Origin of the sequence: Halomonas halodenitrificans DSM 735 (assembly GCF_000620045.1) — a bacterium.
Lineage (GTDB): Bacteria > Pseudomonadota > Gammaproteobacteria > Pseudomonadales > Halomonadaceae > Halomonas > Halomonas halodenitrificans.
In genome coordinates this window covers 20,822-40,395 of sequence record NZ_JHVH01000029.1, presented here as the reverse complement: position 1 = coordinate 40,395, position 19,574 = coordinate 20,822, and the positions used below count along the sequence as shown (strand labels likewise).

Here is a 19,574-nt window from a genome sequence, read left to right as displayed (position 1 = left end):
GATGGGTTCGCCACGGTCGACGACGCCCGTGAGTGGGTGGCCAGCTTCGTGCAGTGGTACAACCACGAGCATCGCCACAGCGGGATCCGCCTGGTGACACCGGCACAGCGACATGCTGGCGAGGATACCGGCGTGCTGGCAAAGCGGCATGCCATCAATCAGGCAGCGCGTGCGGCCAACCCCGCTCGTTGGAGCGGCAAGACCCGCAATTGGACGCCGATTGGCACCGTGTCTCTTAACCCGGAGCGGGAGCTCCAGGTCACCGTCGCTGAACCGGAAAAACAGGTGGCCTGAATGATCTCAGAGGCGACAGATTTCTTGACAACTACCGAGGCGACCCTCAAGGAAGTCCGTCTGGACTTCCTGACATCGATGGGGGAAACAGAGCGATACAAGCAACTACTCGATGAGATGCCTCACCTCCGCAGCCACGTGGAACACGAGTATCAAGAGGCCAAGGATCGCAGCTCGCGCCTTTTGGGCCACCTCCGAGCGGTAGAGAAGACGCTCACTGCGTTGCCCTCGCAATGACGATGCCGGGACTGCGCACATGGCAGCAGCGGTGCATCGAAGCAGCGCTGGCCCATTTTGTTACCACACCGCACTTCCTATGCCAGGCAACACCGGGCGCCGGCAAGACACGCTTGGCAGCGGCGCTGGCACGCTGTCTCTTTGAGATCAACAAGATCGATCTGGTGCTCTGCTTTGCGCCCTCATGCCAGGTAGTGGACGGGTTTCGTACGACCTTCGCAGACGTACTTGGCAAGCGGCTCGATGGCTTGGTCGGTGCCGTTGGCGGTGCTTACACCTACCAGGCAATGGAGCACCGGGATGAAACCTTCTGGCGGCTACTTGATGAGTATCGCGTGTTCGTCGTCTTTGATGAGATCCACCACTGCGCCGGACATGATCCCCTGTTGAGCAATGCCTGGGGGCAGCAAATCCTAAAGAGAATCCAGGACCGTGCTGCCTATACGTTGGCATTGTCGGGCACTCCGTGGCGTTCTGATGACCTACCCATAGCCCTAGCACGTTATTCATCACCAGAAGGTGAATTGATCTGCGACTATCAATACGGCCTAAGAGAGGCCATCCTTGATAATGTGTGCCGCTCTCCGCGTATCGTTCTTCTAGATAACCAGGAGGTTAAGCTAACCGAGGAAATGAAGGCCAAGAGCGCCGCCAGGCTCTTTCCAAGCATTGCTGCATTGCTCGGAGATTCCCCAATCACCTACGAGGACCTCCTTCGTCACGATGATGTGATGTCTCATATTTTAGGCCTAGCTTGTGAGAGGTTGGATGAAGTGCGGCGAAAAGAGCCGGATGCGGCAGGCTTGGTCGTTGCAACCGATATCGAGCACGCCCACCAGATCGCCCTGGCCCTAGAGGCAAAAGGAGAGGCCTGCCATGTTGTCACTAACAGGACCCCGGGAGCCCATCAGGTCATCAACCGCTTTCGACATAGTGATTGCCGATGGATTGTGGCAGTTGGGATGATTAGCGAAGGAACAGATATCCCACGCCTTCAAGTATGCTGCTATTTAAGCCGCATTAGGACAGAGCTTCACTATCGCCAGGTTTTGGGGAGAGTGCTGAGGCGAAAGGGGAAGAAAGATGACAAGGCTTGGTTTTTTATGTTAGCAGAGTCCAATCTTAGTCGATATGCTGTACGCGTTGCGGAGGACCTTCCTAATGACCTCTCTGTACTAAGGAAAGTGAAGTCTCCTTTCAGCAAGACGAAAACACCCCTCGCTACAACCGGAGCCAGCCACGACGAAGACCATCCTGACGAAAACAAACCCTCTGCCCCCGAACGCGATGAAATCATAAAAAAATACTCATACGACTATCCAGGCGATGCGATTTATAGGGTTGATTTTTCCGGACAATACCGACAGACCCTTCTCAACTTTTTATAGCGCCATCAACGATAACTTCGCACTCCTCCATTTCAAAAACTGAAGGAAAGCCAACATTCAGAAAATAAATTAAAATATTAAACCCACCAAGCTAGAAAAAGTTAAAGACAGAAAATTAAATGGGAAAGAAAGACTGAAAAAATGGGCGCTAACCAAAACGCCTTCGCTATTTTCAAACATATGGTGACTATGTCGCTATGCTTATACAAACGAGCCATGCTAAGAGCAGCAGGTTCCTCTCAGCTCTGCTCCTTCGGTTCTATACGACTGCAGCCGGGTGAGCTTTACTGAATCTCTCAGTCATCCAACAACGCAAGGCATCCATAGGTATCTAGCCGCCAGGACTCACAGCCCGACCATAGAGCAGAATCGTATAGTTAGGTGGCAGTGATAAAAAATGACCTTGTTGATGCCACGGGCCATGAGGGACTCCTTGTTTTCAGGAAAGTGTTGTCATGAATGCATTGTATCGCGGACCGGTTCACTGCATGGCGTGTCGTACCGGCCCGCGCGGATGAGGGCGTCGTCAGGCGTGCGCTCTTCCCGTATCGATCAGTCTAGCCAGCGCCTCCTCGTCGAGGCGCTGGCGATCCACCTTGAGGTAGGCCAGGCGTTCCTCGGGAACCACCAGCACGTCTTCCACGCCGGCCACCTCGGCAAACTTCCCCGCCAGGGTTTTCAGGGCATCATCGCCGTGATCGTCATCGAGCGCCACCACTTCGCTGACCAGGTGTGGCGGCTGACGCATCCCCAGCATGACCACAAGCCAGGCCATGGTCAGCACGGCAGCGCCCAGGAAGACCGCCGACAGGCCCCACTGCTGAGACAGGGCGCCACCCAGCACGCCGCCGAGGAAGGCACCCAGGAACTGGCTGGTCGAGTAGACTCCCATGGCGGTGCCCTTGGCACCGGCCGGGGCCAGCTTGCTGATCATGGATGGCAGCGTGGCCTCGAGCAGGTTGAAGCCGGTGAAGTAAACGAGCAGCCAGCCCAGCAGCCCCCAGAGACCCGCATCGACCCAGGCCATGCCCAACAGGCTGACCAGCATCGCGGCGATGGCCAGCAGACACATGGCCTTCATGCGCCGATACTTCTCGGCGATCACCACCAGCGGCACCATGCCGACGAACGCCAGCAGCATCACGCCCAGGTAGGCCAGGCCATGGCGATCGGTAGGCAACCCGGCCTCCAGCAACCGGAAGGGAACCGCCACGAAGATCGCCATCAGTATCAGGTGCAGGGCGAAGATGGAAAGGTCCAGCCGCAGCAGATCGGGGCGCCCCAGGGTAGTCCCCAGCTGGGTGCGATCGATGCCCACATCGCGATGACGCAGGCGACGCGGTGCGGGGGGCACCAGCCGCCAGAGTACCGGCAGCCCCAGGACCGCCATGGCGGCAGTGAACCAGAAGACCCCGGAGAGGCCGAAACTGGCGGCGACCAGCGGCCCCAGCACCATGGCCACGGCGAAGGCAACGCCGATGGAAAGGCCGATGGTCGCCATCGCCGCGGTGCGAACCTGCTCCCGGGTCTGGTCGGCAAGCAACGCCATTATCGCGGCGGCCACCGCGCCGCTACCCTGCAGGCAGCGCCCCAGGATCACGCCGTTGATGGTCTCGGCACTCGCCGCCACTACGCTGCCCAGCAGGAACAGCACCAGGCCAACGGCGATCACCGGCTTGCGGCCCAGGCGGTCGGAGAGCAGGCCGAAGGGGATCTGCAGCACCGCCTGGGTCAGGCCGTAGATGCCCAGGGCCAGGCCCACCAACAGCGGCGTGGCACCGGCCAGATCATCGGCATACAGGGCCAGCACCGGCAGCACCATGAACAGGCCCAGCATGCGAGTGGCGTAGAGACCGGCAAGACCGGTGATGGCACGCCGCTCGGCGGGGAGCAGCAGCCCGGAGACCTTACGCATAGGCGTAGCCAATCTTCCTTGGAGGGGCGTCGTGCGCCCATGGAGTGGGCCGCCTATTCTAGCGGTTTGCCACCTGCCGGGGAAAGCCGACATCCACGACGGCTTTGCCGGCGCCGGGAGGCGGCCCGTATAATCGATCTTTTGCTGCCGTCATGAGGTGGGAATGGACAGGATTCTGGTCAGGGGTGCCCGCACCCACAACCTGAAGAATATCGACGTCGAACTGCCCCGCGACAGGCTGATCGTGGTCACCGGGCTCTCCGGGTCGGGCAAGTCGTCGCTGGCCTTCGATACGCTCTACGCCGAGGGCCAACGGCGCTATGTGGAATCACTCTCCACGTATGCCCGCCAGTTCCTGTCGATGATGGAGAAGCCCGACGTCGATCACATCGAGGGCCTCTCCCCGGCGATCTCCATCGAACAGAAGTCCACCTCCCACAACCCACGCTCTACCGTGGGGACCATCACCGAGATATACGACTATCTGCGCCTGCTGTTCGCCCGCGCCGGCACCCCGCGCTGCCCGGAGCACGGCGAGGACCTCGAGGCCCAGACCGTCTCCCAGATGGTCGACCAGGTACTGGCACTGCCCGAGGGCAGCAAGCTGATGCTGCTGGCCCCGGTGGTCAAGGGACGCAAGGGCGAGCACCTGCAGCTACTCGCCGAGCTGCGTGCCCAGGGCTTCGTGCGCGCCATGGTCGATGGCCAGGTACTCGAGCTCGACGATATCGCCCCGCTGGAGAAGACCCGCAAGCACGATATCAGTGTGGTGGTCGATCGCATCAAGGTGCGTGATGGGCTGCAGCAGCGCCTGGCGGAGTCCTTCGAGACCGCCCTCGGCCTGGCCGACGGCGTTGCCATGGTTCACTTCATGGACGGTGAGCAGGAGGACATCGCCTTCTCGGCACGCTTCGCCTGCCCGGTGTGCGGCTACTCCATCGCCGAACTCGAGCCGCGCATGTTCTCCTTCAACAACCCCGCCGGCGCCTGCCCGACCTGCGACGGGCTGGGGGTACAGCAGGTCTTCGATCCCGAGAAGCTGATCAGTCACCCGGAGCTGTCCCTGGCCGAGGGCGTGATCAAGGGCTGGGACCGACGCAGCGTCTTCTACTTCAATCAGCTGCAGGCGGTGGCCGACCACTACCGCTTCACCCTGGAGACTCCCTGGAAGGAGCTGGCACGCCACGAGCGCGAGGTGATCCTCCACGGCAGCGGCCGCGACGATATCACCTTCCACTACGTCAACGACCGTGGCCGCAAGGTGTCTCGCGAACACCCTTTCGAGGGCGTGCTGCCCAACCTGCAGCGCCGCTACCGTGAGACCGAATCGAGCATGGTGCGCGAGGAACTGGCCCGCTATATTGCCGTGCAGCCCTGCCCCGGCTGTGAAGGGTCACGGCTGCGCAAGGAATCGCGGCATGTCTTCATCGATGAGCGCTCCCTGCCCGAGATGGTCCGCCTGCCCATCGGCGAGGCCTGGCGCTACTTCAAGGCACTCGAACTGTCCGGCCGCCGCGGCGAGATCGCCGTCAAGATCATCAACGAGATCCATGCCCGCCTGGAGTTTCTGGTCAACGTGGGCCTCGACTATCTCAATCTGGAGCGCAGCGCCGAGACCCTCTCCGGCGGCGAGGCCCAGCGCATCCGTCTGGCCAGCCAGATCGGTGCCGGCCTGGTGGGCGTGATGTATATCCTCGACGAGCCCTCCATCGGCCTGCACCAGCGCGACAATGACCGCCTCCTGAAGACACTCGAGCGCCTGCGCGACCTGGGCAATACCGTGATCGTGGTGGAGCACGACGAGGACGCCATCCGCGCCGCCGACCACGTGCTCGACATCGGCCCCGGCGCCGGCGTGCACGGGGGCGAGATCATCGCCCAGGGCACCCCGGCCCAGATCATCGACAACGACGCCTCGCTGACCGGCCAGTACCTCGCCGGTACACGACGCATCGAGGTGCCGCCCTGGCGCATTCCCGGCAATCCGGAAAAAATGGTCCGCCTCACCGGAGCCAGCGGCAACAATCTCCAGGACGTCACCCTGGAACTGCCCCTGGGGCTGTTCGTCTGTGTCACCGGCGTCTCCGGGTCGGGCAAGTCGACGCTGATCAACTCGACCCTGATGCCCATCGCCGCCCGCGAGCTCAACCACGCCACCAGCCTGACGCCGGCGGCCCACGACGGGATCGAGGGGCTCGACCGACTCGACAAGGTGATCGATATCGATCAGAGCCCCATCGGGCGCACCCCCCGCTCCAACCCGGCCACCTACACCGGCATCTTCACGCCGATCCGCGAGCTCTTCGCCGGCACCCAGGAGGCGCGCTCACGGGGCTACAAGCCCGGCCGCTTCTCCTTCAACGTCAAGGGCGGGCGCTGCGAGGCGTGCCAGGGCGAGGGGATGATCAAGGTGGAGATGCACTTCCTCCCCGATATCTACGTGCCCTGCGACGTCTGCAAGGGCAAGCGCTACAACCGTGAGACCCTGGAGATCGCCTACAAGGGCAAGAGCATCGACGAGGTGCTGGGGATGACCGTGGAAGAGGCGCTGGCGTTCTTCAGCCCCGTTCCGGCCATCGCCCGGCGCCTGCAGACCCTGCTCGATGTGGGCCTCTCCTATATTCGCCTGGGCCAGAGCGCCACTACCCTGTCCGGCGGCGAGGCACAGCGAGTCAAGCTCGCCCGGGAGCTGGCCAAGCGCGATACCGGCAAGACTCTGTATATCCTCGACGAGCCGACCACCGGCCTGCACTTCGAGGATATCCGCCAGCTGCTCGGCGTACTCCACCGCCTGCGCGACCATGGCAACAGCATCGTGGTGATCGAACATAACCTGGACGTGATCAAGACCGCGGACTGGCTGATCGACCTGGGGCCCGAGGGCGGCTCCGGTGGCGGGCGCATCATCGCCGAGGGCACCCCGGAACAGGTCGCCGAGATGGAAGCCTCCCACACCGGGCACTTCCTGAAGCCTTTCCTTGAGCGGGACAAGGAGAAGTCCGCCGAGGCACGGAGTACGGCCTGAACGAAAAAAACCGGCCCCTTGCGGGGGCCGGTTTTTCTTTACAGCGCATGCCTGGCCTGAGGCCCGAGGATCAATCCTCGTCGGCATCCTCGACGATCGGACGATCGACGAGTTCGACGAAGGCCATGGGGGCGTTGTCGCCAGCGCGGAAACCGCACTTGAGAATACGGACGTAACCGCCCGGACGCTCGGCGTAACGCGGACCCAGCTCGTTGAAGAGCTTGCCAACCGCATCCTTGGAACGGGTGCGGCTGAAGGCCAGACGACGATTGGCGACGCTGTCCTGCTTGGCCAGAGTGATCAGCGGCTCGATGACGCGACGCAGCTCCTTGGCCTTGGGCAGGGTTGTCTTGATGACCTCGTGCTCGATCAGCGACACGCTCATGTTCTTGAACATGGCCTGACGATGCGAGCTCGTACGATTGAGGTGACGACCACTCTTACGATGACGCATGGTTGTGATTCCTTACCAAACTGGGACTCGAGTCGGCGCTCACGCTGAGGCCTTGTCGTCCTTCAGGCTTGCCGGCGGCCAGTTTTCCAGCCGCATGCCCAGGGAAAGACCGCGAGCTGCCAGAACGTCCTTGATTTCATTCAGGGACTTCTTGCCGAGGTTCGGCGTCTTGAGCAGCTCCACCTCGGTGCGCTGGATCAGATCGCCGATGTAGTAGATGTTCTCGGCCTTCAGGCAGTTGGCGCTGCGAACGGTCAACTCGAGATCGTCTACGGGGCGCAGCAGGATCGGATCGATATGATCCTCTTCCTCCTCCACTTCCTGTTCCTTGTCGGCTTCCAGGTCGACAAACGCGGCCAGCTGATCCTGCAGGATGGTCGCGCTGCGACGGATCGCCTCTTCGGGATCCAGGGTGCCGTCGGTTTCCAGATCGATGATCAGCTTGTCGAGGTCGGTGCGCTGTTCGACACGCGCGGCCTCGACGCTGTAGGAAACACGACGCACGGGGCTGAAGGTCGCATCCAGCTGCAGGCGGCCGATGGCGCGAGATTCGTCATCGGCACCGACACGTGCATCCGCCGGCTCATAGCCGCGGCCGCGCGCCACCTTGAGCTGCATCTTGAGCTCGGCACCCTCGTTGACGTGGGCGATGATGTGGTCGGGGTTGACGATCTCGACGTCATGGTCGAGGGCGATATCGCCCGCAGTCACGACGGCCGGGCCCTGCTTGTTCAGCGAGAGCACCGCCTCGTCGCGGCTATGCATCTTGATCGCCACGTCCTTGAGGTTCAGGAGGATTTCGATGACATCTTCCTGGACGCCCTCGATCGCGCTGTACTCATGCTCGACGCCGCCGATCTCGGCCTCTACCACGGCACAGCCGGGCATGGACGAGAGCAGGATGCGACGCAGGGCGTTGCCCAGCGTGTGGCCGAAGCCACGCTCGAAGGGCTCGAGCACGATCTTCGCGTGGTGTGCACTGATCTCTTCGACCTTGATGTCGCGCGGGCGAAGAAACTCTGTCACTGAACGCTGCATATGAACACCTTTCAGGCTGCCAAACGGATACTGGGTACTCTTGGCCTGCCCCCGTCACCGAGGGCAGGCACGGCGCTTGGCACCGCTTACTTGGAGTACAGCTCGACGATCAGGGCCTCGTTGATGTCGGCAGACAGGTCGCCACGCTCGGGCAGCGCCTTGAAAGTGCCTTCCATCTTCTTGGCATCGACCTCGATCCAGGCCACGTCGCCGCGGTTGGCGGCCAGGGCCAGGGCGTTCTGGATGCGCGCCTGATTCTTCGCCTTTTCACGAACGGAGACCACGTCACCGGGCTTGACCTGATAGGACGCCACGTTGACGGTCTTGCCGTTCACGACGATGGCCTTGTGGCTGACCAGCTGCCGAGCTTCGGAGCGAGTCGAGCCATAGCCCATGCGGTAGACGACGTTGTCCAGTCGGGATTCGAGAAGCTGCAGCAACACTTCGCCGGTCGCGCCCTTGAGACGGGCCGCTTCCTTGTAGTAGTTGCGGAACTGCTTCTCGAGTACGCCATACATGCGACGTACTTTCTGCTTCTCGCGAAGCTGCAAGCCGTATTCGGAAATACGCTGACGGCGCTGGCCGTGCACACCCGGGATCTGCTCGGATTTGCACTTCTTCTCGAAGGGAGTGACACCGCTCTTCAGAAAGAGGTCGGTCCCCTCACGACGAGACAGTTTGCACTTCGGTCCAATGTAACGAGCCATGAATCTGTCTCCTTAAACGCGGCGTTTCTTCGGCGGACGGCAGCCATTATGGGGAATGGGCGTCGCGTCAATGATGCTCTGCACGCGGAAGCCGGCGGCATTGAGCGCGCGCACGGCGGATTCACGGCCAGGACCGGGGCCCTTGACCAGCACGTCGACGTTTTTCACACCATACTCGGCTGCAGCGTTCGCTGCACGCTCGCTTGCTACTTGAGCAGCGAACGGGGTGCTCTTGCGAGAACCACGAAAACCCGAACCACCGGCAGTTGCCCAGGAAAGAGCATTGCCCTGGCGGTCTGTGATCGTAATGATCGTGTTGTTAAAAGAGGCGTGGATATGCGCAACGGCATCCACTACCTGCTTTTTAACCTTCTTGCGATTGCTACGCGGGTTAGCCATGTTGATGATTCTTCCTGTCTTTACGCCAGAACGTGCGTGTTATTTGCGGATCGGCTTGCGCGGGCCCTTGCGGGTACGCGCATTGGTCTTGGTACGCTGACCACGCAGCGGAAGACCACGACGATGACGCAGACCACGATAGCAACCCAGGTCCATGAGACGCTTGATATTCAGCGTCACATCACGACGAAGGTCACCTTCAACGGTGTACTTGCCGACTTCCGAACGCAGGGTGTCGATCTCTTCAGATGACAGTTCCTGGATCTTGGTCGTCGGCACGATGCCGGACGCGGCACAGATGTCCTGTGCACGTGTGCGGCCAATCCCGAAGATATAGGTCAGCGAGATCGCCGCATGCTTGTTGTCCGGGATATTGACGCCTGCAATACGGGCCATCAGCTTACTCCGAATATGTGAGCGGCTTGCTCGTTGGGTCTACTACAAAAGGCGCAACAGCATACCCCTTCACCCTGCAGAGGGCAAGGGGCATGCCGGCACCCGGTTCAGCGCAGCGTCAGGATCAACCCTGGCGCTGCTTGTGCCGCGGTTCCGTGCAGATGACGCGGACGGCGCCATTGCGACGGATGATCTTGCAGTTGCGGCACATTTTCTTCACGGAAGCTCGAACTTTCATCGTTCCATCTCCAAAGTCGGCTAGCGAGGCGACCCTCACGGGTCGCAACGCGCCAGTTCGACGGGCGGCGCCTCAGCGCGTGATACCACCGCCGCCGTAGCCTTTCAGGTTGGACTTCTTCATCACCGACTCATACTGATGCGACATGAGATGCGACTGCACCTGCCCCATGAAGTCCATGATCACCACCACCACGATCAGAAGCGAGGTACCACCGAAGAAGAACGGTACGTTCCACGCCACGATCAGGAACTGGGGCATCAGGGAAACCGCAGTGATGTACAAGGCGCCGAACAGGGTCAGACGCGTCATGACCTTGTCGACGTAGCGAGCGGTCTGCTCGCCAGGACGAATCCCCGGCAGGAAGGCACCCGACTTCTTGAGGTTGTCGGCGACGTCCTTGGGATTGAAGACCAGCGCTGTGTAAAAGAAGCAGAAGAATACCACCGCCGCGGCAAAAAGCAAGATGTACAGTGGCTGTCCCGGGCCGAGGGCCTGGGATGCACGCTGCAGCCAGTCGAGACCGTCGCCGGCACCTACCCACTGCCCCAGCGACGCCGGAAACAGCAGAATGCTGGAGGCAAAGATGGGCGGAATGACGCCCGCCATGTTCACCTTGAGCGGCAGGTAGCTACTCTGACCGGCATACATCTTGTTGCCGACCTGACGACGCGGGTAGTTCACGGTGATCCGGCGCTGACCGCGCTCGATGAACACCACGAAGGCCACGGTAGCCACCCCCAGGGCAGTGAGGGCCAGCAGCGGCAGGACGTTCCACGCCCCTTCGTTGCGTGCCAGCTCGAAGGCCTGGCCGACGGCGCCGGGGAGTCCCGCCACGATACCGGAGAAAATCAGCAGCGAGATGCCGTTACCGATTCCCTTCTCGGTGATCTGTTCACCCAGCCACATCAGGAACACTGCACCGCCAACGAAGGTGACGATGGCGGTGAAATAGAAGCTGAAGTCGGCGGTATAGGCGACACCCTGGCTGGCCAGACCCACCGACATGCCGGTGGCCTGGACGAGAGCCAGGGCAACGGTGCCGTAGCGCGTATACTGGCTGATCTTGCGCCGCCCGGCCTCGCCCTCCTTCTTGAGCTGCTCAAGATGGGGAGAGACCGCGGTCAGCAACTGCATGATGATCGACGCCGATATGTAGGGCATGATGCCCAGGGCGAAGATACTCATGCGTTCCAGGGCACCACCCGAAAACATGTTGAACATGCCGAGAATGGTGCCCTGCTGCTCCCTGAACAAGGCAGCAAGCTGGTCAGGATTCATACCGGGCACGGGGATGTGGGCACCGATACGGTACACCACGATGGCGAGGAGCACGAAGCGCAGACGCGCCCATAGTTCACCTAGACCGCTGCCCATCGCCGGCACTTTTCCTGACTTCGCCATTTAGCCCTCTACCTTGCCACCGGCGGATTCGATAGCGGCACGGGCACCCTTGGTGACCTTGAGACCGCGGACCGTAACCGCCTTGTTCAGATCGCCGGAGAGGATCACCTTCGCATGCAGCGTGGCGTCCTTCAGCACGTTGGCCTGCTTGAGGGTCTCGAGGGTAACTTCGTCACCGGCAACCTTGGCCAGCTCGGCCAGGCGCACTTCCTCGGAAACCTGCGACTTCGCCGAGGTGAAGCCGAACTTCGGCAGACGCCGCTGCAGCGGCATCTGACCGCCCTCGAAGCCGGGCTTGACGCTACCGCCGCTACGCGACTTGAGGCCCTTGTGACCACGGCCGCCGGTCTTGCCCAGACCGGAGCCGATGCCACGACCCACGCGCTTTTCGGCGTGCTTGGAGCCCGGTGCCGGGCTCAGGCTATTGAGTTTCATGGATTACTCTCCCTCAACGCGCACAAGGTAGTTAACCTTGTGAATCATGCCGCGTACGGCGGGGGTATCTTCCAGCTGGACCGTGTGACCGATACGACGCAGGCCGAGGCCTTGGATGGTGGCCTTGTGCTTGGCCAACACGCCGATGGTGCTGCGGGTCTGGGTAACCTTGATCGTTGCTGCCATGGTGCTCACCCCGTGATCGCTTCGACAGGCATACCGCGCTTGGCGGCGATGTCTTCCGGCGACTGAATGGCGCTCAGACCCTTGACGGTCGCCCGCACCACGTTCACCGGATTGGTGGAGCCGTAGCACTTGGCCAGGACGTCATGGACGCCGGCCAGCTCCAGCACGGAGCGCATGGCGCCGCCGGCGATAACGCCGGTACCCTCGGAGGCGGGCTGCATGTACACCTTGGAGGCGCCGTGACGGGCCTTGATCGGGTACTGCAGGGTGCCGCCGGAGAGGTGCACCTTGACCATGTTGCGACGCGCCTGGTCCATTGCCTTCTGGATCGCAACCGGCACTTCACGTGCCTTGCCGCGACCGAAGCCGACACGGCCCTTGCCGTCACCGACGACGGTCAGTGCGGTGAAACCGAAGACACGGCCACCCTTGACCACCTTGGCAACACGGTTGACCTGTACCAGCTTCTCCTGGAGGTCGCCGCTTTGCTGTTCGTTCTTCGCCATCGTAAAACCCTTTAGAATTCCAGGCCGCCTTCACGAGCGGCGTCGGCCAGGGCCTTGACGCGGCCGTGGTACTTGAAACCGGCGCGATCGAAGGCTACCTGGGTGATGCCCGCTTGCTTGGCGCGCTCGGCAATGAGCTCACCAACCTTGGCGGCGGCGTCAGCGTTGCCGGTAGCACCTTCGCGCAGGACCTTGTCCAGCGTGGAAGCGCTGGCCAGGACCTTGCCGCCATCCGGCGAGATGATCTGCGCGTAAATGTGACGCGGGGTACGGTTGACGCACAGGCGATACACGCCCAGCTCGCGGATCTTGGCGCGAGCACGGCGGGCACGACGGAGACGAGATTCTTTCTTCGCGTTCATAACCCTGCCTTACTTCTTCTTGGCTTCTTTGCGACGCACCTGCTCGTCGGCGTACCTGACACCCTTGCCCTTGTAGGGCTCGGGCGGACGGAAGGCGCGGATTTCCGCGGCAGCATGGCCGAGCTTCTGCTTGTCCGCGCTCTTCAGCACGATCACGGTGTTCTTCGGCGTTTCCGCCGTGACACCCTCAGGCAGTGAATACTCGACCGGGTGCGAGAAGCCCAGTGACAGATTGAGCGTCTGGCCCTTGGCCTGGGCACGATACCCGACGCCGACGATTTCGAGTGTCTTGGTGAAGCCTTCGCTCACGCCGGTCACCAGGTTCTGCACCAGGGCGCGGGTGGTACCGGCCATGGCCCAGGTCTTGGCAGACTGGCTAGGGGCGAAGGTCAGCTGACCCTCTTCATGACCCACCACCACATCGCGATGAAGGGTCATTGACAGTGTGCCCTGGCCGCCCTTGACGGTCAGCTGGTCACCGTCGAGCTTGATCTCGACGCCAGCGGGCACTTTTACTGGATATTTGGCTACGCGGGACATTCCAAACTCCTAGAATACGGTGCAGATGACTTCGCCACCGACACCGGCCTTGCGAGCCGCGCGATCGGTCATCACCCCGTTGGAGGTGGTGACGATAGCGATACCCAGGCCATCGGCGACCTTCGGCAGCGCGTCCTTGCCCTTGTACTGGCGCAGTGACGGCTTGGAAACTCGCTGAATGTGCTCGATGACCGGCTTTCCCTCGAAGTACTTGAGGGTCACGCTCAGCTCGGGCTTGGCGCTTTCGGACACCGCGAAGTCGTTGATGAAACCCTCTTCCTTCAATACGCGGGCCACCTCGACCTTGAGGCGGGAGGACGGCATGGTAACCGTCTCCTTGGTGGCCGTCTGCGCATTGCGGATACGGGTAAACATATCCGCCAGAGTGTCTTGCATGCTCATTTACGTTGCGCTCCTGATTCTTGCGTGGCTTACCAGCTGGACTTCTTGAGTCCGGGAACATCGCCACGCATGGCGGCTTCACGAAGCTTGTTGCGGCCGAGACCGAACTTGTTGTAGAAGCCGTGCGGACGGCCAGTGACGCGGCAGCGGTTACGCTGACGCACCGGGCTGGAGTCGCGCGGCAACTGCTGAAGCTTCAGCGTAGCCTCGAAGCGCTCTTCGTCGGAAGCGTTCACGTCCTGGATGATCGCCTTGAGCTCGGCACGCTTGGCGGCATACTTTTCCACCAGCTTGGTGCGCTTGAGCTCACGCTCTACCATGCTTTTCTTTGCCATGATCCCACCCTTATTTCTTGAACGGGAAGTTCAGCGCGCTCAGCAGCGCACGACCTTCATCATCGGTGTTGGCGGTGGTGGTGATGGTGACATCCAGACCACGGATCCGGTCGATCTTATCATACTCGAGTTCCGGAAAGATGATCTGCTCACGCACCCCCATGGAGTAGTTGCCACGACCGTCGAAGGACTTCGGGTTGAGACCACGGAAGTCACGAACGCGGGGGATCGCGATATTCACCAGGCGATCGAGGAAGTCCCACATGCGCTCGGAGCGCAGGGTTACCTTGATCCCGATCGGCCAGCCTTCACGCACCTTGAAGCCCGCGATGGACTTGCGTGCCTTGGTCACCATCGGCTTCTGACCGGAGAGCTTCTCCAGGTCACCGATGGCATTCTCGATCAGCTTTTTATCGCTGGTCGCTTCGCCGATACCCATGTTCAGAGTCACCTTGGTAACCCGGGGCACCTGCATCACGTTGGCGTAGCTGAACTGCTCTTTGAGTTGAGCCACCACCTCGTTTTGATAACGTTCTTTCAAGTTCGCCATTTTGCTACCCGACTCGCTTAGGCGTCGATCTGCGACTGCGTCGACTTGTAGATACGTACCTTGGTACCGTCTTCCTGAACCTGGAAGCCGACGCGATCCGCCTTTCCGGTCTCCTGGTTGAAGATGGCCACGTTGGACGCGTGAATCGGAGCCTCGCGCTCGACGATACCGCCTTGATTACCCGCCATGGGATTGGCCTTGGTGTGACGCTTGATCATGTTCACACCGGACACCACGAAGCGGTTTTCGAGAACCCGCTTGACGGTGCCGCGCTTGCCCTTGTCCTTGCCGGCGATGACGACCACTTCATCGTCACGTTTAATCTTTTGCATATCCGCCTCGCTCCTTACAGCACTTCAGGCGCCAAGGAAATGATCTTCATGAACTTCTCGTTGCGAAGCTCACGTGTCACCGGCCCGAAGATACGGGTACCGATCGGCTGATCATTGGTGTTGTTCAACAGAACCGCCGCATTTCCGTCGAAGCGAATCAGCGAGCCGTCGGAACGACGGACACCGCTGCGAGTGCGAACCACTACCGCCTTGAGGACCTGGCCTTTCTTGACCTTGCCACGCGGAATGGCTTCTTTCACGGTGACTTTGATGATGTCGCCAACGTGGGCATAGCGGCGGTGAGAACCGCCGAGCACCTTGATGCACTGCACCCGGCGCGCTCCACTGTTGTCGGCGACGTCCAGCATTGTCTGAGTCTGAATCATCGGTTTTCTCCAAACCTAATCTGACAGCAGGTTCAGGGCTTAGCCCTTGGCCTGCTCGACCACCTCGACCAGCGTCCAGGACTTCGTCTTGGACAGCGGACGGCACTCCTGAATGGAGACCGTGTCACCGGCCTTCGCCTGGTTCGCCTCGTCATGGGCGTGGAGCTTGGTGGAGCGCTTTACGTACTTGCCGTAGATCGGATGGCGCACGCGGCGCTCGATCATCACGACGATGGACTTGTCCATCTTGTTGCTCACCACCTTGCCGGTGAGCGTACGGGTTTTCTTCTCTTCGGCCATCTCAGTCACCTGCCTTCTCGTTGAGCACAGTCTTCACCCGGGCGATGTCCCGACGAACCTGCTTGAGCAAGTGCATCTGGCTGAGCTGGCCGGTGGCCTTCTGCATGCGCAGGTTGAACTGCTCGCGGAGGAGTTCGAGGAGCTGACTGTTCAGCTCGTCGACTGATTTTTCACGGATTTCCTGGGCTTTCATCACATCACCGTCCGTTTCACAAAGGTGGTGGAAACCGGGAATTTCTGCGCCGCCAGGCCGAAGGCCTCGCGCGCCAGTTCCTCGGACACGCCTTCGATCTCGTAGAGGATCCGGCCGGGCTGGATCTGAGCGACCCAGTACTCGACGGAACCCTTCCCCTTACCCATACGAACTTCGAGGGGCTTCTTGGAGATCGGCTTGTCCGGGAACACCCGAATCCAGATCTTGCCACCACGCTTGACGTGACGGGTAATCGCACGACGACCGGCTTCGATCTGACGGGCGGTGATGCGGCCACGGCCGGTGGCCTTGAGGCCATATTCGCCGAAGCTTACCTTGCTTCCGCGATGCGCCAGGCCACGGTTGCGGCCCTTCTGCATCTTGCGGAACTTCATGCGCTTGGGTTGTAACATCGACTCGCTCTCCCCTTACCTGGAACCTTTCTTCTTAGAGGGCGCGGCCTGCGGCTGCTTAGCCTTGGCGCGGACCTCCTCGATGCCCCCGAGGATTTCACCCTTGAAGACCCAGACCTTGACACCGATGATGCCGTAGGTGGTCTTGGCCTCGTAGGCGGCGTAATCGATGTCGGCGCGCAGTGTATGCAGCGGGACACGACCTTCCCGATACCACTCGGTACGAGCAATTTCCGCGCCGCCGAGACGACCGGAGAGCATCACCTTGATGCCGCCGGCGCCCAGGCGCATGGAGTTCTGCACGGAACGCTTCATGGCACGGCGGAACATCACACGACGCTCGAGCTGGCCGGCAATGTTCTGGGCCACGAGCATGGCGTCCAGCTCGGGCTTGCGAACTTCCTCGATGTTGACGTGCACGGGCACGCCCATCATCGCGGTGACATCACGGCGCAGCCGATCGACGTCTTCGCCCTTCTTGCCAATCACGATGCCCGGACGGGCGGTGTGAATGGTGATGCGGGCGTTGTTGGCAGGACGCTCGATGGTAATGCGGCTGACGGAGGCGTTCTTGAGACGCTCTTCCAGGAAGCTGCGCACCTCGAGGTCGCTGTTGAGCTTATCGGCATAGGCGCCGCGCTCGGCGTACCACACCGAGGTATGGTCCTTGACGATACCCAGGCGGATGCCTGTTGGATTGACTTTCTGACCCATCTGGTCGACTCCTACTTCTCGGCTACCTTGACGGTGATGTGGCAGGTGCGCTTCAAGATACGATCCGCACGCCCCTTGGCACGCGGCTTGATACGCTTGAGCGTCATGCCCTCATCGACGCAGATGGTCGAGACACGCAGCTCGTCGATATCCATGCCGTTATTTTCTTCCGCATTCGCGATGGCGGACTGCAGCACTTTCTTGACCAGCTTGGCAGCCTTCTTCGGTGAGAAGGTCAGCAGGTCCAGCGCCTCGGCGACCGGCTTATCGCGCACCTGGTCAGCCACCAAACGGGCCTTCTGGGCGGATAAACGAGCGCCACGCAGCTTAGCTGTGACTTCCATCTCTCAATCCTCTCTGGCTTACCGTTTGGCTTTCTTGTCCGCCGCATGACCGCGATAGAGGCGGGTAGCAGCGAATTCGCCCAGCTTGTGGCCAACCATTTCCTCGGATACATGCACCGGGACATGTTGGCGACCGTTATGGACAGCAATGGTGAGTCCAACCATGTTGGGCAGGATCATGGAGCGACGCGACCAGGTCTTGATCGGTTTGCGGTCGCTCTTCTCCACTGCAGCCTCAACCTTCTTCAACAGATGAAGGTCAATAAAGGGACCTTTCTTCAGTGAACGTGGCACAGCCGTTACCTCTTAAAGTCTTGGCGTTTGAATCAGTTCCGAGCCTTACGGCGACGAACGATCAGCTTGTCGGTGCGCTTGTTCTTGCGGGTCTTGTGGCCCTTGGTGGGAACACCCCAAGGCGTCACCGGATGACGACCACCACTGGAACGGCCTTCACCGCCACCATGTGGGTGATCCACCGGGTTCATGGCCACGCCGCGAACGGTCGGACGCACACCTTTCCAGCGCTTCACACCGGCCTTGCCAAGCTGACGCAGGCTGTGCTCTGAGTTGCCCACTTCCCCCAGGGTCGCACGGCACTCGCTCAGCACCTTGCGCATCTCGCCGGAGCGCAGACGCAGGGTGGCGTAGCTGCCATCACGGGCGACCAGCTGGGCGCTGGTACCGGCGCTGCGAGCGATCTGAGCGCCCTTGCCGGGCTTGAGCTCGATGCAGTGCACGGTGGAACCCAGCGGGATGTTACGCAGCGGAAGAGCGTTACCCTTCCTGATCGCCGCGTTGACGCCGGACTCGAGACGGTCACCGGCGCTCACGCCCTTGGGGGCGATGATGTAGCGACGCTCGCCGTCCAGATACTTCAGCAGCGCAATGTTGGCACTACGGTTCGGATCATATTCGAGGCGCTCGACGATGGCCGGAACGCCATCCTTGGTGCGCTTGAAGTCGATGATCCGGTAGTGCTGACGGTGACCACCGCCCACGTGGCGGGTAGTGATACGACCGTTATTGTTACGTCCGCCGTTGCGCGACTGCTTCTCGAGCAGAGGCCCGTAAGGCGCGCCCTTGTAGAGCTCGGCGTTCACGACCTTTACCAGGTGGCGACGACCGGCGGATGTGGGTTTAGTCTTGACGATTGCCATTATCCGTACTCCTGCCCTTATTCGGCGCCAGAGAAGTCTTCAAGGGTCTCGCCGGCGGCCAGCGTAACGTAGGCCTTGCGATACCCCTTGCGGTGACCCAGACCCTGCGCGGTGCGCTTGGTCTTGCCCTTGACGTTCAGCGCCTGTACGCGGTCGACCTTCTTGCCGAACAGAGCCTCAACGGCTTTCTTGATCTCGGGCTTGGTCGCGTCGCCGGCTACCTTGAACACGTACTGGTTGCGTTCTGCAGCCATGGCGGCCTTCTCGGTCACGTGCGGGCCGAGCAGCACCTTGAATACACGTTCCTGGTTCATGCCAGCTTCTCCTCGAATTTACGCAGGGCGGAGACGGTAGCCAGCACCTTGTCGAAGGCGACCAGGCTCACCGGATCAGCGGCGGCCACATCGATGACATCCACGTTGGGGATGTTGCGGGCGGCCAGGTAAAGCTTCTCGTCGACCTCTTCGGTAACGATCAGCACCTTCTCCAGGCCCAGCTCATCGAGCTTGGCGACCAGCTGCTTGGTCTTCGGGGCATCAACGGCAATCTCTTCGACGGCCACCAGACGATCCTGACGAACCAGCTCGGAAAGGATCGAACGCATCGCCGCACGATACATCTTGCGGTTGACCTTCTGGCCATGGTCCTGGGGACGCGCCGCGAAGGTCACGCCGCCAGCACGCCAGATCGGCGAGCGAATGGTGCCGGCACGGGCACGGCCGGTGCCCTTCTGACGCCACGGCTTCTTGCCGCCGCCACGCACGTCGGAACGGTTCTTCTGAGCGCGGGTACCCTGACGACCACCGGCCAGATAGGCGGTGACGACCTGGTGCACGAGCGCTTCATTGAATTCTTTGCCAAAGGTGGCGTCGGACACATCGACGGTGCCGGCGCCGGCAGCAAGATTCAGATTCATCGGTAGAT

Annotated in this window: 30 protein-coding genes; 3 read left to right on the top strand and 27 right to left on the bottom strand. The window is 61.1% G+C overall.

Annotated features, from left to right (window positions below; all coding sequences use genetic code 11):
• Together Q358_RS0112860 and Q358_RS0112850 are read left to right on the top strand one after the other, a co-directional pair.
• On the top strand, window positions 1–294 hold a 294-nt coding region (locus tag Q358_RS0112860), incomplete at its 5' end, for an integrase core domain-containing protein (RefSeq protein WP_027962225.1).
• A 239-nt stretch (window positions 295–533) separates the two neighbouring features.
• On the top strand, window positions 534–1,919 hold the full coding sequence (locus tag Q358_RS0112850; RefSeq protein ID WP_211248334.1) for a DEAD/DEAH box helicase: 1,386 nt from the start codon (window positions 534–536) through the stop codon (window positions 1,917–1,919).
• 526 nt (window positions 1,920–2,445) lie between these two features.
• On the opposite strand, the gene Q358_RS0112845 is transcribed toward Q358_RS0112850, so the two are convergent.
• Window positions 2,446–3,834 carry an MFS transporter gene (locus Q358_RS0112845; RefSeq protein WP_027962375.1) on the bottom strand — a complete coding sequence of 463 codons (1,389 nt, stop codon included), beginning with the start codon at window positions 3,832–3,834 and terminating at the stop codon, window positions 2,446–2,448.
• Window positions 3,835–3,997: 163 nt separating this feature from the next.
• Here Q358_RS0112845 and uvrA point away from each other — a divergent pair, with 163 nt between their 5' ends.
• Window positions 3,998–6,859 (top strand): excinuclease ABC subunit UvrA, encoded by a 2,862-nt coding sequence (gene uvrA, locus Q358_RS0112840; protein WP_027962374.1) that lies wholly within the window; start codon window positions 3,998–4,000, stop codon window positions 6,857–6,859.
• Between the two features lie 70 nt (window positions 6,860–6,929).
• Here the strand turns inward: uvrA and rplQ are convergent, their stop codons facing one another.
• The 26 genes from rplQ to rplD all read right to left on the bottom strand — a co-directional run bounded on the left by rplQ (window position 6,930) and on the right by rplD (window position 19,566).
• Window positions 6,930–7,313: a 50S ribosomal protein L17 gene (rplQ, locus tag Q358_RS0112835; RefSeq protein WP_027962373.1), complete on the bottom strand. Its 384-nt coding sequence runs from the start codon at window positions 7,311–7,313 to the stop codon at window positions 6,930–6,932.
• A 39-nt stretch (window positions 7,314–7,352) separates the two neighbouring features.
• Window positions 7,353–8,351, bottom strand: a complete 999-nt coding sequence (locus tag Q358_RS0112830) for a DNA-directed RNA polymerase subunit alpha (protein ID WP_027962372.1) — start codon at window positions 8,349–8,351, stop codon at window positions 7,353–7,355.
• Window positions 8,352–8,437: 86 nt separating this feature from the next.
• Window positions 8,438–9,058, bottom strand: a complete 621-nt coding sequence (gene rpsD / locus Q358_RS0112825; protein WP_027962371.1) for a 30S ribosomal protein S4 — start codon at window positions 9,056–9,058, stop codon at window positions 8,438–8,440.
• A gap of 12 nt (window positions 9,059–9,070) precedes the next feature.
• Complete coding sequence (gene rpsK, locus Q358_RS0112820; protein WP_027962370.1) at window positions 9,071–9,457, bottom strand: 30S ribosomal protein S11; 387 nt, start codon at window positions 9,455–9,457, stop codon at window positions 9,071–9,073.
• A 39-nt stretch (window positions 9,458–9,496) separates the two neighbouring features.
• Window positions 9,497–9,853 carry a 30S ribosomal protein S13 gene (gene rpsM, locus Q358_RS0112815; RefSeq protein ID WP_027962369.1) on the bottom strand — a complete coding sequence of 119 codons (357 nt, stop codon included), beginning with the start codon at window positions 9,851–9,853 and terminating at the stop codon, window positions 9,497–9,499.
• A gap of 124 nt (window positions 9,854–9,977) precedes the next feature.
• Window positions 9,978–10,091: a 50S ribosomal protein L36 gene (gene rpmJ / locus Q358_RS18275; protein ID WP_031384759.1), complete on the bottom strand. Its 114-nt coding sequence runs from the start codon at window positions 10,089–10,091 to the stop codon at window positions 9,978–9,980.
• Between the two features lie 72 nt (window positions 10,092–10,163).
• On the bottom strand, window positions 10,164–11,495 hold the full coding sequence (secY, locus tag Q358_RS0112810; RefSeq protein WP_027962368.1) for a preprotein translocase subunit SecY: 1,332 nt from the start codon (window positions 11,493–11,495) through the stop codon (window positions 10,164–10,166).
• Entirely contained in the window at window positions 11,496–11,930 is a 435-nt protein-coding gene (gene rplO, locus Q358_RS0112805; RefSeq protein WP_027962367.1) for a 50S ribosomal protein L15, read from the bottom strand.
• Window positions 11,931–11,933: 3 nt separating this feature from the next.
• A complete protein-coding gene (gene rpmD, locus Q358_RS0112800; protein WP_027962366.1) occupies window positions 11,934–12,116 on the bottom strand; it encodes a 50S ribosomal protein L30 in 183 nt (60 codons plus the stop codon).
• Window positions 12,117–12,121: 5 nt separating this feature from the next.
• A complete protein-coding gene (gene rpsE, locus Q358_RS0112795) occupies window positions 12,122–12,622 on the bottom strand; it encodes a 30S ribosomal protein S5 (protein WP_027962365.1) in 501 nt (166 codons plus the stop codon).
• An 11-nt stretch (window positions 12,623–12,633) separates the two neighbouring features.
• A complete protein-coding gene (rplR, locus tag Q358_RS0112790; protein WP_027962364.1) occupies window positions 12,634–12,984 on the bottom strand; it encodes a 50S ribosomal protein L18 in 351 nt (116 codons plus the stop codon).
• Window positions 12,985–12,993: 9 nt separating this feature from the next.
• On the bottom strand, window positions 12,994–13,524 hold the full coding sequence (rplF, locus tag Q358_RS0112785) for a 50S ribosomal protein L6 (RefSeq protein ID WP_027962363.1): 531 nt from the start codon (window positions 13,522–13,524) through the stop codon (window positions 12,994–12,996).
• A 9-nt stretch (window positions 13,525–13,533) separates the two neighbouring features.
• Window positions 13,534–13,926, bottom strand: coding sequence for a 30S ribosomal protein S8 (gene rpsH / locus Q358_RS0112780; protein ID WP_027962362.1), 393 nt, complete (start codon window positions 13,924–13,926; stop codon window positions 13,534–13,536).
• A 29-nt stretch (window positions 13,927–13,955) separates the two neighbouring features.
• Entirely contained in the window at window positions 13,956–14,261 is a 306-nt protein-coding gene (rpsN, locus tag Q358_RS0112775; protein ID WP_027962361.1) for a 30S ribosomal protein S14, read from the bottom strand.
• Between the two features lie 10 nt (window positions 14,262–14,271).
• A complete protein-coding gene (gene rplE / locus Q358_RS0112770; RefSeq protein ID WP_027962360.1) occupies window positions 14,272–14,811 on the bottom strand; it encodes a 50S ribosomal protein L5 in 540 nt (179 codons plus the stop codon).
• 17 nt (window positions 14,812–14,828) lie between these two features.
• Window positions 14,829–15,143, bottom strand: coding sequence for a 50S ribosomal protein L24 (rplX, locus tag Q358_RS0112765; protein ID WP_027962359.1), 315 nt, complete (start codon window positions 15,141–15,143; stop codon window positions 14,829–14,831).
• Window positions 15,144–15,157: 14 nt separating this feature from the next.
• Window positions 15,158–15,529 (bottom strand): 50S ribosomal protein L14, encoded by a 372-nt coding sequence (gene rplN, locus Q358_RS0112760; protein ID WP_027962358.1) that lies wholly within the window; start codon window positions 15,527–15,529, stop codon window positions 15,158–15,160.
• 39 nt (window positions 15,530–15,568) lie between these two features.
• Window positions 15,569–15,829: a 30S ribosomal protein S17 gene (gene rpsQ / locus Q358_RS0112755; RefSeq protein WP_027962357.1), complete on the bottom strand. Its 261-nt coding sequence runs from the start codon at window positions 15,827–15,829 to the stop codon at window positions 15,569–15,571.
• Window position 15,830: 1 nt separating this feature from the next.
• Window positions 15,831–16,022 carry a 50S ribosomal protein L29 gene (rpmC, locus tag Q358_RS0112750; RefSeq protein ID WP_027962356.1) on the bottom strand — a complete coding sequence of 64 codons (192 nt, stop codon included), beginning with the start codon at window positions 16,020–16,022 and terminating at the stop codon, window positions 15,831–15,833.
• On the bottom strand, window positions 16,022–16,435 hold the full coding sequence (rplP, locus tag Q358_RS0112745; RefSeq protein ID WP_023007545.1) for a 50S ribosomal protein L16: 414 nt from the start codon (window positions 16,433–16,435) through the stop codon (window positions 16,022–16,024). Before rplP ends, rpmC begins: the two co-directional genes overlap by 1 nt.
• Before the next feature lie 15 nt (window positions 16,436–16,450).
• Entirely contained in the window at window positions 16,451–17,149 is a 699-nt protein-coding gene (rpsC, locus tag Q358_RS0112740; RefSeq protein WP_027962355.1) for a 30S ribosomal protein S3, read from the bottom strand.
• Window positions 17,150–17,160: 11 nt separating this feature from the next.
• On the bottom strand, window positions 17,161–17,493 hold the full coding sequence (gene rplV, locus Q358_RS0112735; RefSeq protein ID WP_027962354.1) for a 50S ribosomal protein L22: 333 nt from the start codon (window positions 17,491–17,493) through the stop codon (window positions 17,161–17,163).
• Window positions 17,494–17,511: 18 nt separating this feature from the next.
• Window positions 17,512–17,787: a 30S ribosomal protein S19 gene (gene rpsS, locus Q358_RS18270; RefSeq protein ID WP_084286553.1), complete on the bottom strand. Its 276-nt coding sequence runs from the start codon at window positions 17,785–17,787 to the stop codon at window positions 17,512–17,514.
• A gap of 32 nt (window positions 17,788–17,819) precedes the next feature.
• Window positions 17,820–18,650: a 50S ribosomal protein L2 gene (gene rplB / locus Q358_RS0112725; protein ID WP_027962353.1), complete on the bottom strand. Its 831-nt coding sequence runs from the start codon at window positions 18,648–18,650 to the stop codon at window positions 17,820–17,822.
• 17 nt (window positions 18,651–18,667) lie between these two features.
• A complete protein-coding gene (gene rplW / locus Q358_RS0112720) occupies window positions 18,668–18,964 on the bottom strand; it encodes a 50S ribosomal protein L23 (RefSeq protein ID WP_027962352.1) in 297 nt (98 codons plus the stop codon).
• Window positions 18,961–19,566: a 50S ribosomal protein L4 gene (rplD, locus tag Q358_RS0112715; protein WP_027962351.1), complete on the bottom strand. Its 606-nt coding sequence runs from the start codon at window positions 19,564–19,566 to the stop codon at window positions 18,961–18,963. Before rplD ends, rplW begins: the two co-directional genes overlap by 4 nt.
• Window positions 19,567–19,574 lie beyond the last annotated feature (8 nt).

What these genes read in the sequence shown, in the direction of transcription:
- Q358_RS0112850 (WP_211248334.1), top strand. Translation starts at nt 534, where the DNA reads ATGCCGGGACTGCGCACATGGCAGCAGCGGTGCATCGAAGCAGCGCTG.
- Q358_RS0112845 (WP_027962375.1), bottom strand. Translation starts at nt 3,834, where the DNA reads ATGCGTAAGGTCTCCGGGCTGCTGCTCCCCGCCGAGCGGCGTGCCATC.
- uvrA (WP_027962374.1), top strand. Translation starts at nt 3,998, where the DNA reads ATGGACAGGATTCTGGTCAGGGGTGCCCGCACCCACAACCTGAAGAAT.
- rplQ (WP_027962373.1), bottom strand. Translation starts at nt 7,313, where the DNA reads ATGCGTCATCGTAAGAGTGGTCGTCACCTCAATCGTACGAGCTCGCAT.
- Q358_RS0112830 (WP_027962372.1), bottom strand. Translation starts at nt 8,351, where the DNA reads ATGCAGCGTTCAGTGACAGAGTTTCTTCGCCCGCGCGACATCAAGGTC.
- rpsD (WP_027962371.1), bottom strand. Translation starts at nt 9,058, where the DNA reads ATGGCTCGTTACATTGGACCGAAGTGCAAACTGTCTCGTCGTGAGGGG.
- rpsK (WP_027962370.1), bottom strand. Translation starts at nt 9,457, where the DNA reads ATGGCTAACCCGCGTAGCAATCGCAAGAAGGTTAAAAAGCAGGTAGTG.
- rpsM (WP_027962369.1), bottom strand. Translation starts at nt 9,853, where the DNA reads ATGGCCCGTATTGCAGGCGTCAATATCCCGGACAACAAGCATGCGGCG.
- rpmJ (WP_031384759.1), bottom strand. Translation starts at nt 10,091, where the DNA reads ATGAAAGTTCGAGCTTCCGTGAAGAAAATGTGCCGCAACTGCAAGATC.
- secY (WP_027962368.1), bottom strand. Translation starts at nt 11,495, where the DNA reads ATGGCGAAGTCAGGAAAAGTGCCGGCGATGGGCAGCGGTCTAGGTGAA.
- rplO (WP_027962367.1), bottom strand. Translation starts at nt 11,930, where the DNA reads ATGAAACTCAATAGCCTGAGCCCGGCACCGGGCTCCAAGCACGCCGAA.
- rpmD (WP_027962366.1), bottom strand. Translation starts at nt 12,116, where the DNA reads ATGGCAGCAACGATCAAGGTTACCCAGACCCGCAGCACCATCGGCGTG.
- rpsE (WP_027962365.1), bottom strand. Translation starts at nt 12,622, where the DNA reads ATGGCGAAGAACGAACAGCAAAGCGGCGACCTCCAGGAGAAGCTGGTA.
- rplR (WP_027962364.1), bottom strand. Translation starts at nt 12,984, where the DNA reads ATGAACGCGAAGAAAGAATCTCGTCTCCGTCGTGCCCGCCGTGCTCGC.
- rplF (WP_027962363.1), bottom strand. Translation starts at nt 13,524, where the DNA reads ATGTCCCGCGTAGCCAAATATCCAGTAAAAGTGCCCGCTGGCGTCGAG.
- rpsH (WP_027962362.1), bottom strand. Translation starts at nt 13,926, where the DNA reads ATGAGCATGCAAGACACTCTGGCGGATATGTTTACCCGTATCCGCAAT.
- rpsN (WP_027962361.1), bottom strand. Translation starts at nt 14,261, where the DNA reads ATGGCAAAGAAAAGCATGGTAGAGCGTGAGCTCAAGCGCACCAAGCTG.
- rplE (WP_027962360.1), bottom strand. Translation starts at nt 14,811, where the DNA reads ATGGCGAACTTGAAAGAACGTTATCAAAACGAGGTGGTGGCTCAACTC.
- rplX (WP_027962359.1), bottom strand. Translation starts at nt 15,143, where the DNA reads ATGCAAAAGATTAAACGTGACGATGAAGTGGTCGTCATCGCCGGCAAG.
- rplN (WP_027962358.1), bottom strand. Translation starts at nt 15,529, where the DNA reads ATGATTCAGACTCAGACAATGCTGGACGTCGCCGACAACAGTGGAGCG.
- rpsQ (WP_027962357.1), bottom strand. Translation starts at nt 15,829, where the DNA reads ATGGCCGAAGAGAAGAAAACCCGTACGCTCACCGGCAAGGTGGTGAGC.
- rpmC (WP_027962356.1), bottom strand. Translation starts at nt 16,022, where the DNA reads ATGAAAGCCCAGGAAATCCGTGAAAAATCAGTCGACGAGCTGAACAGT.
- rplP (WP_023007545.1), bottom strand. Translation starts at nt 16,435, where the DNA reads ATGTTACAACCCAAGCGCATGAAGTTCCGCAAGATGCAGAAGGGCCGC.
- rpsC (WP_027962355.1), bottom strand. Translation starts at nt 17,149, where the DNA reads ATGGGTCAGAAAGTCAATCCAACAGGCATCCGCCTGGGTATCGTCAAG.
- rplV (WP_027962354.1), bottom strand. Translation starts at nt 17,493, where the DNA reads ATGGAAGTCACAGCTAAGCTGCGTGGCGCTCGTTTATCCGCCCAGAAG.
- rplB (WP_027962353.1), bottom strand. Translation starts at nt 18,650, where the DNA reads ATGGCAATCGTCAAGACTAAACCCACATCCGCCGGTCGTCGCCACCTG.
- rplW (WP_027962352.1), bottom strand. Translation starts at nt 18,964, where the DNA reads ATGAACCAGGAACGTGTATTCAAGGTGCTGCTCGGCCCGCACGTGACC.
- rplD (WP_027962351.1), bottom strand. Translation starts at nt 19,566, where the DNA reads ATGAATCTGAATCTTGCTGCCGGCGCCGGCACCGTCGATGTGTCCGAC.